A 15,808-nucleotide genomic window follows, 5' to 3' on the forward strand; every position below is an offset into this window, starting at 1 on the left:
TGCCTCCCGGCGAGGGACCCCATCTTTTCAGGCCTGGGATCTCACGTTTCCGGGTCGATGAACACGCCTCACTCCTGGTCAAGTCTGGGATCCTGACGGGGTGAAAAGACAGGCCCCTCGCCGGGAGCAGACCTCTGAGCAGGAGGTCTTCGCGCCGTGTTCCTCCCGGCGCATGTTTTTATGACCCGGGGTTCCAGGGCGCGGGCGCCTCCTGCCCGTCGACCTGCCCCAGGGAACCACGGACTATCAAGAGGATCGGTATGGCTGTCGCTGGGGCTCTTTGGAGGCCGACCTCTTGACAGCCCATGGTTGGCTTCGCCCAGGCCGACGGGCAGGAGACACCCCCGAAGCACCACTCTGCGCTGACGCGCAGGCCCGTTGGGGTTGCTCTGCGCTTGCTTGCGAGCCGTTGCGGGCTGGGCTGCGCATGCGCGCGAGCACCGTGGGGTGGTTCGGGTGGGCCACTCACGGGAACTAGGGTCAGCGGCTCAGGAATGCTTGCAGTCCGGCCAGGTCGTCTGTGTTGATGTGGTCGACGCCTGCCTTGCGCAGCTCGGTCCAGATCGCTTCACGCGCCGCACCGGGTGTGTCCGGGGTCGCCCAGAACCTGACCCGCTGACCTGCCTTGTGGGCGACGGAAACGATGTGACGCAACCGGTCTCGTTCCGCCGATGGGAACTCGCCGGTGCCGTTCCACGTGAACAGCGAGGTCCAGTTGTCGGACACGAGCGGGGTCATCCGGGCGTCCGACCCGGGGCCGAGGTCGTTCGGGTTCGCGATCCGGCCGTCGTAGAACGCCTGGCGGTACCGCTGCGAGGCCATCAGCTCACGGGGGCGGTCGCCGGAGATGACCGCGGTCACCGGGCCGCGCAGCACGAAACCGTTGATGTACTGCGTGAACAGCAGGGGGTAGCGGCGCATGACCTTGTCCAACTCGGTGTACGCCGCCACGCCGTTGGTCTTGATGTCGATCAGCAGCTGGAAGGCGACCGGCTTGCCCCGGTACACCGATCCGCCGTTGGCCAGCACTCGCTTGTAGAGCGGGTCGAGGTAGAGCGACTGCAGGGTCCGCTCCGGCGTCAGGTCACCCGGGTCGTGGCCGACGAGCAGTTGGCCGTCGACCAGGTAGATGTCTGCTTCCACGCTCGTGAAGCCGTGGTCGAGCGCGTCGAACAGGGGGCGTTCGTGCTCGTAGTCGTTGTGCGCGTGTGCCTGCGGCAACGGGCGCACCTGGGGTTTGGCCGACGCGACCGCCGCGCTGCCGACAATCAGCGCGAACACGCTCAGAATCACTGTCACTAACCGCATGCGGATCACCATAGGCTGCCTTGAGCTGCGGAAACGTTAACGCTGGGCGAAGAGTTGCCGGGGTGGGCACTGGACGAGATCACCGATGCCGTGTGTAGCGGGTCTGTTACAGTCGCGCGCATGATCACCCGGATCGGCAGCCTGCGTACGGCCATCGCGGTGGCCACCGGCATCCTCACCCTCTACATGGGACTTGTCGTCCTGAACAACGTCACCGACTTCCCCACCAACCGGGCGTTCGTCGAGCACGTCCTCGCGATGGACACCACGTTCCAGTCACCGAACACGATGTGGCGTGCGATCACCAGCTCCACCGTCGCCCTGCTCGTGTACATCGCGATCATCGTGTGGGAGGCGCTCACCGCGATCGTCCTCGGCATCGGGTTCGTCAAGGGTGTGCGTGGCAGCGACGGGGCTCGTTCCTACGGCACTGTCGGGTTCCTGATGATGATGGCGTTGTTCGGCGCGGGGTTCATCGCGATCGGCGGCGAGTGGTTCCAGATGTGGCAGTCGCAGCAGTGGAACGGCCTGCAGCCCGCCACGTTCAACTTCCTGATCGCGTCCGCCGGGCTGATCCTCACCCGATTGCATGACCGTGCACCCGACCGAACCTGAGGCTGGGCCTGCGCAGTTCGCCTGGTAGCCAACAACAGAACCACGATGGGCCGCTTGCTTGTGTTGCGGACCAAGTGGATGCTGTCCTGATGACGCGTGCCACGCCGCCCCGGTTGCAGCCGATCGGCCCACGCTCCTACGACAGCGAGACACCCAACGCATCGAGGATGTACGACTACTACCTCGGCGGGGCGATGAACTTCACCGCCGACCGTGAACTGGCCGAACGGGCCAAGACCGTCCTGCCGTGCACGCCGTCGCTGGCGCGGCTGAACCGGTCGTGGCTGCGGCGCGTCGTGGACACCTGCCTTGACGAGGGAATCGACCAGTTCCTCGACCTCGGCTCGGGAATTCCCACCGTCGGCAACGTGCACGAAATCGTCCAGCGACGCGCCCCGCAGGGGCGGGTGGTGTACGTCGACTACGACGCGACAGCGGTGACTCACGCCCGGAAGCTGTTGCAGGGCAACGAGTACGCCGGGATCGTGCACGCCGACATCCGCGACCCGGGCAGTGTCCTGCGGGCTCCGGAAACCCGTCGGCTGCTGGACTTCGGACGGCCGATCGGGCTGCTGATGGTCGGGATCCTGTTGTACGTCGGCCCGGAATACGACCCGGGCGGGCTCGTGGCCACCTACCGTGACGCGTGCGCGCCCGGGAGCCTCGTGCCGATCTCAGTGATCACCACCAAGCTCGTCGCCGGCAAGGACCCGGTGACGCACAAGCAGGTTCTCGACCTCATCAGCGTGTACGCCGACGCGAGTGAACAGATCAACGACTGGAGCGAGGCGGACCTCGTCTGCTGGTTCTCCGGGATGGACCTGCTGGCCCCGGGCATCACGCTGTTGTCCGAATGGCGGCCGGACGGCGCGCTGGAAGCCGACAACAGCAGCGAAGCCCGGCTGCTGGGCATCGGCGGAATGGGACGGGTCCGGGGCACCGAGGCCCCGGACCCCTCTGACTAGCGGCGAAGCGCCTTCACGGGACGCTCCGAGGTTTGGTCGAAGATCTCCTGCAGCAACGGGTTCTGCTCCGCCGCACCGGCCGAAAGGCTGCGCGGCAACGGATGCGCCTTGCCGTCGAGCGGTCCCCTGACTTCGTAGACCGAGCCGTCCTCCGGCAACGGCGCGGTACCGCAGATCTCGTTGCGACCCGGCAGTTCGCCGTTGAACAGGAACCTGTCACCGAACTGCTGCACGCACGAGGACGGGCCGAGGATGTACTCGCCGTGCTGTCCCTCGTCGTCCACCGACACGAGCCGGGCAGCGTGCGAGATGTCCTTGTACGTCCGCAACGCGCCCTCGTAGGCGGTCTGCGGGTCGAGTTCGGCGTGCACCAGCAGCATCCGCGGCGCACCCTTCAGGTCGAGCTGGCGATCCTGCGGCGGATACGGCCAGAACGCGCACAACGGCACACCGTTGAGGTAACCGGCCCACGGGTTCTGCCTGGCCATCCGGTCGGCTTCACGCGTGTAGAACCGCGGATCCTTGTTCCACGCCGTGTCGTTGCACCGCACGGTGTCACCGAGCGCACCGAGGTTCACGACCTGGTCGGCCGCCGCGGTCACCGGGATCTGGTAGCGGGACTTGATCGTGGCGAGCGTGTCGTACGCCTGCAACGCCGGGGCCAGGCGTGCCCAGGCGCGCTCCACGTGACCGGCCTGGACCTTGTCCGCCGGGGCCTTCACCAACTCGTCGTGCACCAGGATGTCGACCAGCGCGCGGATGAACCGGCGGTCGTTGCCGATCACGCCGAGTACCTTGAAGTCCAGGTCGTGCGGACGGACCGAGGTCCTGCCCGCCTGCTGCAACGCCCCCAGCTTGCCGCGGATCGCGTCGTAGGTCCGCTGCACGTCGCGGGCGGTCGTGCCGAGGTTGCCGGTGATCTGGTCAGCGTGCCTGCCGACCCACGGCTTGAACTGGGTGTCGAACCGGCGCTGATAGGACCACGGGTCGAAGTTGACGTTGTCCCACTGCGTGTGCGTCCAGTCCATGTTGGAGTCCAGGACGAACCGGCCGACGCGCTGCGGGTACGTGTCGGCGTACCAGCCGCCGAGCCACGTGCCGTAGCTGTAGCCGACGAAGTGCAGCAACCTGTGCCCCTGCAGGGCGCGCAGGAACTCCATGTCGTAGACGGTCTGCTGCGTGCTGACGAACCGGCCGAACTCGGTCGACGCGCACGCCTTGGCGTACAGCTTCGCCTCGGCGATCTCGGTGCGGTGGGTCTGCTCGTCGCGGACGCGGTAGTCCGGGGTGGTCGGCAGCGCGGCCAGTTCCTCGGACGTGGTCAGGCAGCGCAGCGCCTCGCTCTGACCGAAGCCGCGCGGGTCGAACCCGAGCAGGTCGAAGTCGCGGAACATCTGCGGCCGGGACAGCGCGAGCGTGGCCGTCAGGTTCAGCCCGGGGCCGCTGGGGCCGCCGGGGTTGCTGGTCAGCAGGCCACGGACCGGGCCGGTGGCCTTGCTGTACGCGATCGCCACCGTGATGTCCGGGTGCGCGTCCGGGTTGTGCCAGTCCATCGGCACCTTGACCTTGGCGCAGTTGGTCGTCGGGGCCTGCGGGTTGGCCTGCTTGATCGCCGCGTCGAACGAACAGGGCGCCCACTGGATCGGCTGATCGAGATAGCGCTGCGGGATCGCCGGGTTACGCGGCTCGGCAGGCCTGCGGTCAGGCTGGGCCACGCTCGGCGGCGCCAGCACCGCGAGAGCCATGGCAGACGCCGCCACAGCTGACACTAGGACACGTAAGGAAGCCATGCCCTATACGTAATCGCCCGGCAGCCCGTCCGGGAGGGCCAGACGTCTGAACCTTCGTGCGTGTTTGGCCGGTTGGAACCGGCCAAACACGCACGAAGGGGTTTCAGAGGGCCTGGGCGAGGCGGTCGGCGAGCAGGCGCGTGAACCGGGACGCGTCGGCCAGTTCGCCGCCTTCGGCCAGCAGGGCGATGCCGTAGATCAGCTCGGCGGTCTCGGCCGCGCCGTCCTTGTTCTCCTGCTGGGCCGTGCGCAGGCTGGTGACCAGCGCGTGGTCCGGGTTGAGCTCGAGGATCCGCTTGACCGGCGGGAGCTCCTGGCCCATCGCGCGGTACATCTTCTCCAGCGTCGGCGTGAGGTCGTTCGCGTCACCGACGATGCAGGCGGGCGACGTGGTCAGCCGCGAGGACAGCCGGACCTCCTTGACGCTGTCCTTGAGCGTCTCGGTCATCCAGGTCAGCAGGTCGGCGAACTCCTCGGTCTTCGCCGTGGTGTCCGCGTCGGTGTCCAGGTCGACCTGGCCCTTGGCGATCGACTGGAACTGCTTGCCGTCGAACTCCGGCACCGAGGACGCCCACATCTCGTCCACCGCGTCGGTGAGGATCAGCACCTCGTAGCCCTTGGCCTTGAAGGCCTCCATGTGCGGCGAGTTCTCGATGATCGAGCGGGACGCGCCGGTCAGGTAGTAGATGTGCTCCTGGCCGTCCTTCATCCGCTCGACGTAGTCCTTGAGCGAGGTCAGGTCGTCGGTGGAGTTCGTCGAGGCGAACGACGCGATCTCCAGGATGGCGTCCCGGTTGTCGAAGTCGTTGACCAGGCCTTCCTTGACCGCGGCGCCGAACTCCTGCCAGAACGTCTTGTACTTCTCGGCGTCGAGCGCCTTGACCGTGGACAGCACCTTCTTGACCAGCCGCCGCCGCATCAGCTGGATCTGCCGGTCCTGCTGGAGGATCTCGCGGGACACGTTCAGCGACAGGTCCTGCGCGTCCACGACGCCCTTGATGAACCGCAGGTACTCCGGCATCAGCGCTTCGCAGTCGTCCATGATGAACACGCGCTTGACGTACAGCTGGACGCCGCGCTTGCTCTCCCGCATGAACAGGTCCATCGGGGCGCGTGACGGGATGAACAGCAGCGCCTGGTACTCGAACGTGCCCTCGGCCTGCATCTGGATGATCTCGAGCGGATCGGTCCAGTCGTGGCTGATGTGCCGGTAGAACTCCTTGTACTCGTCCTCGGTCGCCTCGTCCTTGGGCCGCGCCCACAGCGCCTTCATCGAGTTGACGGTCTCGAACTCGACCGTCTTGGTCTCTTCGCCGTCCTCGGACTTCTCAGTCTTCTCGACCTTGAGCCGGACCGGCCAGGTGATGAAGTCGGAGTACCGGCGGATGATCTCGCGCAGCTTGTACTCGGCGGTGTAGTCGAAGAGGTGGTCTTCGGCGTCCTCGGGCTTGAGGTGCAGGATCACCGACGTGCCCTGCGGGGCGTCGTCGGCCGGTTCGATCGTGTACGTGCCCTCACCAGCGGATTCCCACTTGGTGCCGCCGGTCTCGCCTGCCTTGCGCGTCACCAGCGTGACCTTGTCCGCGACCATGAAGCTGGCGTAGAAGCCGACGCCGAACTGACCGATCAGGTCGGCCGAGTTCTCCTTGCTCTCCTTGAGCTTGCGCAGCAGTTCCGCGGTGCCGGACTTCGCGATCGTGCCGATCAGGTCGACGACCTCGTCACGGGACATCCCGATTCCGTTGTCCCGGACAGTGAGCGTGCGTTGTGTCTTGTCGGTTTCCAGCTCGATGCGCAGGTCATCGGTGTCGACGGCCAGGTCCTTGTCCTGGAAGGCGGCGAGCCGGACCTTGTCGAGCGCGTCCGAGGCGTTGGAGATCAACTCCCGCAGGAAGATGTCCTTGTTCGAGTAGATCGAATGAACCATCAGCTGCAGCAGCTGGCGTGCCTCGGCCTGAAACTCGAGCGTTTCCATCTGGGTGTCCACCCGGCGATTATCTCAATGCGGCGCGCCGGCGTTATCGCCTGGTCCGGTGGTGAGCGCACCACCGGACCAGGCGGTTGATCAACTGCGCCGGCAGGTGAAGCTGCCCGGCGCGTTCGGGTCGCCACCCTGGTACCTGGCCACCGACGGGTACAGGCACAGGTTCCGGCCGGCCTTGCCGTCGGCGGTCCGGGCGGGCAGCGTCCGCGGAGCCTCGCCCTTCTCGACCCAGTTCACCAGCGCCGCCATCGGGTCGACCGGGACCGCGCCGAGCCCACCGGAGCAGTGGTCGACGCCCGGCGCCAGGAAGACCCGGTAGAAGTCGTCCACGTTGCCCAGCCGGCGGCCGACGCGGTCGCGGTAGTCGACCGTGCCCTGGTACGGGATCAGCGCGTCGTCAGTCCCGTGCCAGGTGATCATCTTGCCGCCTGACCTGCGGAACGCGGACAGGTCAGGGTCGTCGGTGCCGATCACCGAGTGGTAGCGCGCCCGCGATTCGGCGAACACCCGGTAGTACTGCGCGTAGGACATCTTGCTCACGTCGAACCCCGGGTCGCGCTTGACGAAGTACTGCACCCACGTCGCCGAGATCTCGAACGGCGGCTGCCCGGCGACCCAGCCGAGGTCGGTGCCCTTGTTGAAGCCGTACCAACCGTGCGGGCCGTCCCAGATCTTGCGGATGACGTCGGCGTCCGCGCGCGAGACGACGACTTCCTTGCCGTCACAGACGATCTTGGTGCCGACCAGGTCGAAGGGGTTGTAGTGGCACGTCCTCGGGTCGTTGACCACGCGGTCGGCCACGCCGTCGATCCGGTCACACGCGTCGACCGCCGCCTTCTCGAACGCGTCCAGCTCGCACTGCGAGAGCTGGTTGTGCTCCTCGTTCTGGACGACCGTCGGCCACAGGTCGGCGACGAGGAACCGGTCCCAGTTGATCGCGGGCGCGTTCGCGTTGATGCCGTCGTAGTCGTCCGGGTAGCGCTGGGCGTTCATCAGGCCCTGCCGCCCGCCCGTGGAGCAGCCGTTCCAGTACGAGTACGTCGCCGGGCGCCCGTAGAACTGGGCTGTCACGGCCTTGCCCGCGACAGCCATGTCGTGCAACGACCTGGAAGCGAAGTTGCGCAGCAGTTCAGTGTTGACGTTGCCGTTCGCGTCCAACGCCCACTTGCTCGGGTTGCTCGGATTCGAGTCGACGCCGCCGTCGGTCGTCGTGGCCGCGTAGCCCAGTTTGACCTGCTCGGCGAGCATCGCGTCCCAGGTGCCCATCGAGTAGCCGCCACCGCCGACGCCCTGGAACCGCCCGTTCCAACCGGTGGCGGGCAGCCATGCCCTGACCGTCACCTTGTCGCCGACGCCCGGATGCGTGAGCACTGCCGTGACCTCGCAGTACGGCGGGACGTTGGTGACCGGCGGGATGGGGAACCCCGGCGGGTACTCCACGGTCCCGCCCGGTTTGTCGACCGCCGTCACCGAGACGACCTCGGCGCCGGGAACTGCCGGCTTGCCCACCGCGCCACACCCCTGTGCGGCGGACGCGGTCGGCGCGGTGATCACGAACGTCGCGGAAACCAGCGCCACCATGGCGCCTACCAGTCGTTTCATCGTTCTCCCCAGGGGTCGGAATCCTACTCACCGTAATTGATCAGTTCCCCCGGATGACGGTATCCGCGGTGGCAAGCTTTCGCTTAGCTGACGCTATGCGAATCGTTGATCTTGCGACCCGCCCCGACCTCGCGGAGGCCGCGCTCGACCTGGGCGATGTCGGGGGTCAGTTCATCTACGCGGGCGCCAGCGGGAAGATGATCACCCTGGATCGGTTCCGGCAGCAGTGGGGGCGTTACTTCCTGATCGCGCTCGAGGACGACGTGCCGATCGCGCGCACGCTCTCGGTGCCGCTGGCCTATCCCGCGCCGGACCGGACCGAACTGCCGGACCACGGCTGGGACGAGGCGGTGCAGTGGGCGGCACAGGACAAGATCGACGGACGTCCGCCGAACGCGTTGTGCGCGTTGGAAGTTGTGATCGATCCCCGCCACCGGGGCAAGCACCTGTCGTCGGAGATGCTCAAGGCGCTCAAGGCGCGTGCGGCGGAAACCGGGCTGTCCAAGCTGATCGTGTCCGTGCGGCCGATCGGCAAGGAGGACGAGCCGAACACCCCGATGGCGGAGTACGCCTTCCGCCGCCGCCCGGACGGCCTGCTCGCCGACCGCTGGCTGCGCACCCACGAGCGACTGGGCGCCGAGCTGATCAAGATCTGCCCGTTCGCGGTGACCATCTCCGGTTCGTTCGCGGACTGGAAGCAGTGGGGCAACGTCGACCTGGTCGACGGTGACAACCTCTTCGCGGGCGGGATCGCGCCGATCATCGCGTCGGCCGAACGGGATTACGGCGTGTACGTCGAACCGAACGTCTGGATCGAACACCCCATGTAGCACCGGCCGGGGTCACGAGCGATGGGTGATCCACGAGCTGGACTTCGAGGACATCGGAGGGCCGCACGGACGTGAACGGTCCCGGCCTGGTGCAGGGGCCAGGCCGGGACCGTTTTCAAGCAATCACCTGATGTTGACGTCGATGCACACGTAGAACGCGTTCGCGGTGTCCGCGATGTTCCACACGACGAGCATCTTCTGACGGCCCTTGAAGCTGCCGAGGTTCACGTTGTGCGTGAACGTCGAAGCCGGGCGAGCACCACCATCGCTCTTCGACCACACGCGGGTGCCACCGATGAAGTACTCCCACGTGCTGGTCGCGTGCGAGGCGGTGATCCGCCATGTGAAAGCCTGGTTCGAGCTGACGTCCTGGACCTGCCAGCCCAAGTTGTCGTTGTTCAGCTCGCTGAACCTGCCGACGTTGCCGTGGCAGTTGCGCAGACCCTTGGGGCCTTCGACGCTCTGCGGCTCGTACTTGATGCCGCCGCACTGGACGACGCCACGCTTGCACTGGTCCTGCCTGCTGGACGGGCTGGTGATCCATCCGTGTGCCGATGCCGTCCCGGGAAGGACGATGGCGAGCAGGGGTGCGATCAGAAGTCCGACAACGGCCGCGATGAAACTGCGCTTCATACTTTCAGCTCCTCAAGACGACGAGCTGCGGTCCGGTGTCGCGCGCCGACCGGCACCGTCCGCCCGGTGCCGATACCAAACACAAGACCTGCAGGGTTTTGTGGTCTAGACCATACTAACGTCCGACGTATCGGTCAAGAGATGGCAAAGCCGTACAGCTACTCGGCGTTCCCGACCGATTGGTGACGACCAGCGCTCGAGCATCGGTCCACAAGGTGAAAACACCGTTCGTCACCGTACGTCAGTGTGCGCCACCGACCCGCCGCAACGGAAGAGGTGGACTGGACCAATTAGAAAACCTTGGCGCACTTGATCTCGGCGGTCGGCCCGACGAGCCGATTCCCTGTTATGGCACTGGGCCGAATGCAGCATTGACGGTCACTCCCCCTACCACTTGTATCGGGGACACGTCTACGCGTAGGCAGACCTTGACCCTGCACACGGTCCGATGCCGCCGGGCACGTCCAGCACGCGCCCGGCGAGCAGGGCTGTCCTGAGATCCGGCGTGCCCGCCCCATCACCCTGTCCGGGTGCGCCCTGTGGAGGACTGCTGATGAAACGCAAGCGAGCGGGCCTGGCCGTGACCGCCAGTCTCGCGTTGGTCGTGTCCACGCTGACGGCACTGGCGCAAACCGCTCAGGCCGAGGAACTCGCCACCCAGGCGGCCGATCGCGCGGGTGTGGCGCTGGCGCAGAGCCCGGACGAAACGTTCCGCCGCGCGGCGACGACCGCCGGAGCCGCGGGACTGTTCTACTCGTCCTACCAACGGACCTACCGCGGACTCGACGTGGTCGGCGGCGACGCCGTGATCGTCACCGACGGCAAGGGAACCGTGCACGACCAGATCAAGGCCGACACCGCACGGATCAACGTCGGCACCCGGCCGGCCCTGACCGCGAGCACCGCACGGGACATCGCCCGCAAGCACCTGGGCTCGGTGGACAGGACGAGTGAACGGCTGGTCGTCCTCGCCGGTGAGCGGCCCGCATTGGCGTACGAAGTGGTACTCAACGGTTGGGCGGCCGAGCAGGTGCCCAGCGTGCTGCACGTCTACGTCGACGCGCACAGCGGTGCCGTGCTGGACAGCTGGGACGAGGTCAAAGCGGGAACCGGCAACAGCTTCTACAACGGCAACCCGGTGACGATCAACACCCAGCAGAGCGGCAGCACGTTCTCGACCATCGACCCGACGCGCAACGGCGTCCGGTGTGCCCGGTCGAGCAACCAGCAGGTGTTCACCGGCCCCGACGACAACTGGGGCAACGGATCCGGCACCGACCTGGAAACGGCGTGCGTCGACGCGCTGTACGCCGCACAGAAGCAATGGGACATGCTGCGCAGTTGGCTGGGACGCAACGGCGTCGACGGCAACGGCCGTGGCTTCCCCGCCCTCGTGGGCCTCTCGGCCGTCAACGCGTTCTGGAACGGCAGCGCGGCTTCGTTCGGCCGCTCGCGTGACGGACAGCGGCAAGTCGTCCCGATGGACGTGGTGGCGCACGAGTTCGGCCACGGCATCTTCCAGTTCACGCCGGGCGGATCGAGCGGCGGCGGCAACGAGAAGGGCGGGCTGAACGAGTCGACCGGTGACATCTTCGGCGCGTTGACCGAGCACTTCGCCAACAACTCGAACGACCCGCCGGACTACGAGGTCGGCGAAGAGGTCAACCTGGTCGGCAACGGCCCGATCCGGTTCATGCACCAGCCTTCGCAGCGCAACCACCCGAACTGCTTCAGCTCGTCCATCCCGAACACCGAGGTGCACGCGGCCGCGGGCCCGCAGAACCACTGGTTCTACCTGCTCGCCGAGGGCACCAGCCCCGGTGGCGGCAAGCCGAACAGCCCGACGTGCAACAACACCACGATCACCGGCATCGGCATCCAGAAGGCGGGCCAGGTCTTCTACAACGGCCTGCTGCGCAAGACCGCGACGTGGACGCACGCACGCGCCCGTGTCGCCACTCTCCAGGCGGCCAAGGCGATCTTCCCCGGCAGTTGCGCCGAGTTCGACGTCACCAAGGCCGCGTGGGCGGCGGTGAGCGTCCCGGCGCAGTCAGGCGAGCCCGCCTGCCCGTGACCTGATCACGCGGTGGCGGGTTCGGCACCGGGCCCGCCACCGCGGATCACCTCGACGAGACTGGCGAAGCTCTCCGCGCCGTGACCGGCCGCGATGCCCCGTGCGGTGAGATCCTGGACCACTTTCGGCAACGCGGCGTCCATGCCGCGTTGTTCGGTCACGGTGATCAGGTCGCGCATCAGCGGTTCGTCGAGCTCGAGCCATTCCTCGTCCCCCGGGTATTGCCCGGTGTCGATCTGGTCGGCGTAGTCGTCGATGACGGCGGCGACTGTGGTCCGCATCCACTCGTTCAGCATGGGTGTGAAGGCCCGCGCGGCAACTCCCTCCGAGGTGAGCAGCGCGGCCGTCTGCAGGTAGCCGGTCAGCGTCGCCCACGCGAAGTTCAGCATCGCCGCGTCGTAGAGCGACGCCGTCCCCGCTGCCGGTCCGAGGTACGTCGCCGATCCCAGCCGGGCGAGCTGCTTCTCGGTGCGGGCGAACACATCCGGCGATCCACTGTAGACGATGACCGTTTCGGGACGGCCGACGTGCTCGGGGTGCGCCATCAGCGCGCCGTCCAGGTACCGGCCGGGGAACAGGTCCGCGGTCCTGGCCGCGTCCTCGCTCGTGCCGGATGTCAGGTTCACGATGTCGGCGTCGCCGGGCAGTCGCGGGACAAGGGAGTAGTCCTCGACGCAGACCACGACCAGATCAGCGTGCCCCGCCACCGTGTCCGTCGCGGGCACGGCCAGCGCGGCCGCGATCGCCGCGGCTCGGGGGTTCGTTCCGATCACCACTGTTCGCACGAAACCTACATTATGTAGGTTAGCGGGCGGAGGCAAGCCGTTTCACGACAAGACTGGCGGTGGCGATCGCGTCGGCCCGCGAGATCCGGCCGTCGGCCGCGGCCCGCGCCAGGCCGTCGACCGCGCTGAACATCCCGGTCAACGCGGGCAGATCCAGCCGCGCGAACGGTTCCAGCGCCTGCCGGAACTGCTCGATGTGGAACTCCCGCGACTCCCGCAGCACCTCCCGCGTCTGCGGGCTGCCGGACAACGCGGCGAAGACCTCCTCACACTTCTCACCCGCGTCCACGACCCCGTCGACGTACGCCGTGCTCAACGCGGACGCGACCGCGCCGAGCGACCGGGCACGCTGCCGCAACGCCTCACGCATCGTCGCGCCGATCCGCTCGTCGTAGTCGCGGTAGAGCTCCACCAGCAGCCCTTCACGGGTTCCGAAGTGGTCGTACACGACCGGCCGCGACACCCCCGCCCGGTCCGCGAGGGTGACCAGCGTCAGCGCGTTGGTGCCGTCGGCGCGGATGATCTCCAACGCCGAGTCCAGCAACTGCCGACGCCGGTCGGCACGACTCAACCTGCCCATGTGTCCATTTAGCCATATGCTCTTCCGCAGCAGCGGCAACGGTCTTCGACCGGGCGCTTGCCCGCGTCGGTCAACTGCGCCTGCTGCCAGTGCTGGTGCCACCGTCTGAGCTCCGCGTTGTGCTTGGCCGCCAGCACGGCCCCGTCGCGGTGCTGCGCCAGCGCGCGGACGAACGACTGCACGAAGTCGATCTTGGGCAGGCGTTTGCCGTTCAGTATCTCGCTGATCGTCGACGGCGACAGCGGATGGCCGCCGAACTGGGCGGCCAGTTCGCACACCCGGTGGTAGCTGGGTTTGCCGCACCTGATGTGCAGCGCTCGTAAGCTCGCGGCGAACTCGTTGGCTTGTTGGGTCGGCACGGCGGCTTCTCCCCTTTCTCAAATGGCGCGCCAGGAAACGTCTCGACGGGAATGATCGCAAGCCGGATATCCGCCCTTGTCCGGTTTCATTCGGGGATGTTCGACGCCGTCCCGACCTCCGCGGTCCGACGAACCTCGCCTACCAGGCACTTCACCCGAACCGCACTTCAGCGGAACCAGTGGACTGATCCATTTGGTTGAACCTTTGCTCTACCGAGTGGCGTCTCATCCTTTGGTCTGCCGTTTGACAGCCCGGTCGCACCGTCGGGACCATTCCGCGCATGAGTGCTGGTGTCGCCCTAGTCCGGCGGCTTCACGTGGACCTGGCCAAGCAGGCCAGTTCGCTGTAAGCGAGTTCTCGCTCCCTCACCTCACGAATACCACGTCACGCGCGCGTTCCCGCGCGCCGTTTTCCCGTGGCACGAACCCATCCAATGAACAGGGAGTTGTTCATGTGGTCGAATTCGCCGCGATGGCGAAAAACCGTGATCGGCGCGGCGGCGAGCCTGCTCGCCGTCGGCGCGCTGACCTACAGCGGTGCCAGTAGTACCGCGTACGCCGACGTCAAGACCTTCGTCGACGCGCGCAAAGGGTCCGACGGCAAGCAGTACTGGGTCAAGAACCACCTGGTCACCAGCCAGGTGAGGGCCGCGGCGGGCCAGCGCAAGAAGTGGCTGCTGGTCTGGGCCGGTGACGAGAACATCGCCGACACGCTGGTCAAGGACCTCAAGAACCTGCCGGGTTCCCTGGCGGGCGGGCTCAACAAGGCGACCAACGCCCTGCCGGGCCCGGACTTCCTCGCCGTCATCGACGCCACCGAGGGCTCACCCGCGTACGGCAAGGTCGTCAACACCGCCACAGTCGGCCCGCTCGTGGAGAACGAGCCGCACCACATGCAATACGTGTGGCACAAGGGCGACACCATCTACGCGGGTGCGCTGTTCGCCGCCGCGACCTACACGTTCGACGTCTCCGCGCTGCCCGAGTTGAAGCTCAAGGGAATCAGCCTGCCGACGAACACGCTCGGCGGCTCGGTGCCCGACGCGTACTGGACGCTGAAGGACGGTACCGCGTACGGCACCTACATGGGCGGTCCGGTCGTGCCGGGCCCGCACGTCTACGCCAACGGTCAAACCGTTGTGGGCAACGGTTTCGCGGGCAGCCCCGGCGCGTTGATCCGGTTCGACCGGACTGGCAAGGTGCTGTCGCAGACGTCGGCAGCGACACCGCAGGGCGACAACGAGAAGCTGTGCGCGAACCTGCCGAGGCTCGGCAAACCCACATGTGCCAACCCGCACGGGATCCAGGCTCGTGAAGACCTCAACACGTTGGTGACCAGCGACTACGCCGAGCCGCGCACCATCATCCTCGACCCGGTCAAGGCCCCGTCGCCGTACCTGCGGCGGCCGACCGTCCGCACATGGGACATCACCGAGCGGGACAAGCCGAAGCTGCGGGCGGTGTCGTACCTGCAGGACGGCCCGCGTGCCGACCCCGCCGACCCGCTGCACCAGGAAAGCCGTGCGGTCATGGAGACCACTGTGACCAACCTGCCTGGTCACAAGGGCGCGTTCGCCCAGACCATGCAGGGCGGTGCGGTGCACTACACGCCGGACATCACGGCCCCGAACCCCAAGTGGGTCGAGGTGTTCGACGACGGCGCCGCGAACAAGGCGATCCACCCGGGCAACGACTCCAACGGCGGCGGGTCCAACGGCGGCTGGATCCAGACCAGCCCGGACGACAAGTACCTGTACCGCGCGATCTCCGGGCGCGGCAAGGGTGCGCTCGGGCCGGACGACCCCGGCACGACCGGTGGCGTGTACGTGCTGGACATCCAGAAGCTGCTGGCAGCGGGCACGAGCTTCCAGTGCCGGATCGACACCCTCGAAGAGGCACGCGGCGGTGGCGCGGAGGCCGACTGCCCGACCGTTGCCGGTGCCGCGCCGATCAACCCCGGTCAGCCCGCGGCGGGACCGCACTGGGGCGCGTACGACAACTTCAAGCTCGGCGAGGACGGTTTCTACCACGAGACCACGTCTCCCGAGCGCCTGGCGGTGTCGAACTACTTCGTCGCGCGGACCGGGCTCGACGGTGACCACAAGGTCAACATTCTCAAGCTGGGCAAGGACGGCAAGCTCGCACTGGACACCGCGTTCAAGGACGAGTTCACCGGCCAGACCGGCATCAACTTCAACCGCAAGCAGTGGCCGCACGGCGCCTTCGGCAACGCCAAGCCGCACTCGGAGCTGTTCGTCATCGCGGACGCGGATGTGAAGTGAC

Annotated in this window: 13 protein-coding genes; 5 read left to right on the forward strand and 8 right to left on the reverse strand. The window is 67.1% G+C overall.

Features of this window, described 5'->3' with window-relative positions; all coding sequences use genetic code 11:
• Positions 1-480: 480 nt before the first annotated feature.
• The gene (locus ALI144C_RS22115; RefSeq protein WP_237774256.1) at positions 481-1,308 is read right to left on the reverse strand and encodes a phosphatidylinositol-specific phospholipase C/glycerophosphodiester phosphodiesterase family protein; all 828 of its coding nucleotides are present in this window, start codon (positions 1,306-1,308) and stop codon (positions 481-483) included.
• A gap of 120 nt (positions 1,309-1,428) precedes the next feature.
• On the opposite strand from ALI144C_RS22115, the gene ALI144C_RS22120 reads away from it, so the two are divergent.
• Both ALI144C_RS22120 and ALI144C_RS22125 read left to right on the forward strand, forming a co-directional pair.
• Complete coding sequence (locus tag ALI144C_RS22120) at positions 1,429-1,923, forward strand: DUF2165 domain-containing protein (RefSeq protein WP_076989020.1); 495 nt, start codon at positions 1,429-1,431, stop codon at positions 1,921-1,923.
• A gap of 89 nt (positions 1,924-2,012) precedes the next feature.
• Positions 2,013-2,888, forward strand: a complete 876-nt coding sequence (locus ALI144C_RS22125; RefSeq protein WP_076989021.1) for an SAM-dependent methyltransferase — start codon at positions 2,013-2,015, stop codon at positions 2,886-2,888.
• Here ALI144C_RS22125 and ALI144C_RS22130 read toward each other — a convergent pair.
• The 3 genes from ALI144C_RS22130 to ALI144C_RS22140 all read right to left on the reverse strand — a co-directional run bounded on the left by ALI144C_RS22130 (position 2,885) and on the right by ALI144C_RS22140 (position 8,264).
• Positions 2,885-4,633 (reverse strand): alpha/beta hydrolase, encoded by a 1,749-nt coding sequence (locus ALI144C_RS22130; protein WP_202819020.1) that lies wholly within the window; start codon positions 4,631-4,633, stop codon positions 2,885-2,887. The two genes, ALI144C_RS22125 and ALI144C_RS22130, sit on opposite strands and share 4 nt — an antisense overlap.
• A 148-nt stretch (positions 4,634-4,781) precedes the next feature.
• The gene (gene htpG / locus ALI144C_RS22135; RefSeq protein ID WP_168211315.1) at positions 4,782-6,665 is read right to left on the reverse strand and encodes a molecular chaperone HtpG; all 1,884 of its coding nucleotides are present in this window, start codon (positions 6,663-6,665) and stop codon (positions 4,782-4,784) included.
• Positions 6,666-6,743: 78 nt separating this feature from the next.
• Entirely contained in the window at positions 6,744-8,264 is a 1,521-nt protein-coding gene (locus tag ALI144C_RS22140; RefSeq protein WP_193441212.1) for a tannase/feruloyl esterase family alpha/beta hydrolase, read from the reverse strand.
• 95 nt (positions 8,265-8,359) lie between these two features.
• Between ALI144C_RS22140 and ALI144C_RS22145 the strand changes: the two genes are divergently transcribed.
• Complete coding sequence (locus tag ALI144C_RS22145) at positions 8,360-9,094, forward strand: GNAT family N-acetyltransferase (RefSeq protein ID WP_076989025.1); 735 nt, start codon at positions 8,360-8,362, stop codon at positions 9,092-9,094.
• 123 nt (positions 9,095-9,217) lie between these two features.
• On the opposite strand, the gene ALI144C_RS22150 is transcribed toward ALI144C_RS22145, so the two are convergent.
• On the reverse strand, positions 9,218-9,727 hold the full coding sequence (locus ALI144C_RS22150; RefSeq protein WP_076989026.1) for a lytic polysaccharide monooxygenase auxiliary activity family 9 protein: 510 nt from the start codon (positions 9,725-9,727) through the stop codon (positions 9,218-9,220).
• A 553-nt stretch (positions 9,728-10,280) separates the two neighbouring features.
• On the opposite strand from ALI144C_RS22150, the gene ALI144C_RS22155 reads away from it, so the two are divergent.
• Positions 10,281-11,801 (forward strand): M4 family metallopeptidase, encoded by a 1,521-nt coding sequence (locus tag ALI144C_RS22155; RefSeq protein WP_076989027.1) that lies wholly within the window; start codon positions 10,281-10,283, stop codon positions 11,799-11,801.
• Between the two features lie 5 nt (positions 11,802-11,806).
• On the opposite strand, the gene ALI144C_RS22160 is transcribed toward ALI144C_RS22155, so the two are convergent.
• The 3 genes from ALI144C_RS22160 to ALI144C_RS22170 are packed head-to-tail and all read right to left on the reverse strand — an operon-like array spanning position 11,807 to position 13,525.
• Entirely contained in the window at positions 11,807-12,586 is a 780-nt protein-coding gene (locus tag ALI144C_RS22160) for a hypothetical protein (protein WP_076989028.1), read from the reverse strand.
• Between the two features lie 19 nt (positions 12,587-12,605).
• Positions 12,606-13,166, reverse strand: a complete 561-nt coding sequence (locus ALI144C_RS22165; protein ID WP_076989029.1) for a TetR/AcrR family transcriptional regulator — start codon at positions 13,164-13,166, stop codon at positions 12,606-12,608.
• Positions 13,167-13,174: 8 nt separating this feature from the next.
• Complete coding sequence (locus tag ALI144C_RS22170; protein WP_076989030.1) at positions 13,175-13,525, reverse strand: helix-turn-helix domain-containing protein; 351 nt, start codon at positions 13,523-13,525, stop codon at positions 13,175-13,177.
• Positions 13,526-13,977: 452 nt separating this feature from the next.
• Between ALI144C_RS22170 and ALI144C_RS22175 the strand changes: the two genes are divergently transcribed.
• Positions 13,978-15,807, forward strand: a complete 1,830-nt coding sequence (locus ALI144C_RS22175; protein WP_076989162.1) for a hypothetical protein — start codon at positions 13,978-13,980, stop codon at positions 15,805-15,807.
• Position 15,808 lies beyond the last annotated feature (1 nt).

This window comes from Actinosynnema sp. ALI-1.44 (genome assembly GCF_001984155.1).
Classification (GTDB): domain Bacteria; phylum Actinomycetota; class Actinomycetes; order Mycobacteriales; family Pseudonocardiaceae; genus Kibdelosporangium.

What these genes read in the sequence shown, in the direction of transcription:
- ALI144C_RS22115 (WP_237774256.1), bottom strand. Translation starts at nt 1,308, where the DNA reads ATGCGGTTAGTGACAGTGATTCTGAGCGTGTTCGCGCTGATTGTCGGC.
- ALI144C_RS22120 (WP_076989020.1), top strand. Translation starts at nt 1,429, where the DNA reads ATGATCACCCGGATCGGCAGCCTGCGTACGGCCATCGCGGTGGCCACC.
- ALI144C_RS22125 (WP_076989021.1), top strand. Translation starts at nt 2,013, where the DNA reads ATGACGCGTGCCACGCCGCCCCGGTTGCAGCCGATCGGCCCACGCTCC.
- ALI144C_RS22130 (WP_202819020.1), bottom strand. Translation starts at nt 4,633, where the DNA reads ATGGCTCTCGCGGTGCTGGCGCCGCCGAGCGTGGCCCAGCCTGACCGC.
- ALI144C_RS22140 (WP_193441212.1), bottom strand. Translation starts at nt 8,264, where the DNA reads ATGAAACGACTGGTAGGCGCCATGGTGGCGCTGGTTTCCGCGACGTTC.
- ALI144C_RS22145 (WP_076989025.1), top strand. Translation starts at nt 8,360, where the DNA reads ATGCGAATCGTTGATCTTGCGACCCGCCCCGACCTCGCGGAGGCCGCG.
- ALI144C_RS22150 (WP_076989026.1), bottom strand. Translation starts at nt 9,727, where the DNA reads ATGAAGCGCAGTTTCATCGCGGCCGTTGTCGGACTTCTGATCGCACCC.
- ALI144C_RS22155 (WP_076989027.1), top strand. Translation starts at nt 10,281, where the DNA reads ATGAAACGCAAGCGAGCGGGCCTGGCCGTGACCGCCAGTCTCGCGTTG.
- ALI144C_RS22165 (WP_076989029.1), bottom strand. Translation starts at nt 13,166, where the DNA reads ATGGGCAGGTTGAGTCGTGCCGACCGGCGTCGGCAGTTGCTGGACTCG.
- ALI144C_RS22175 (WP_076989162.1), top strand. Translation starts at nt 13,978, where the DNA reads ATGTGGTCGAATTCGCCGCGATGGCGAAAAACCGTGATCGGCGCGGCG.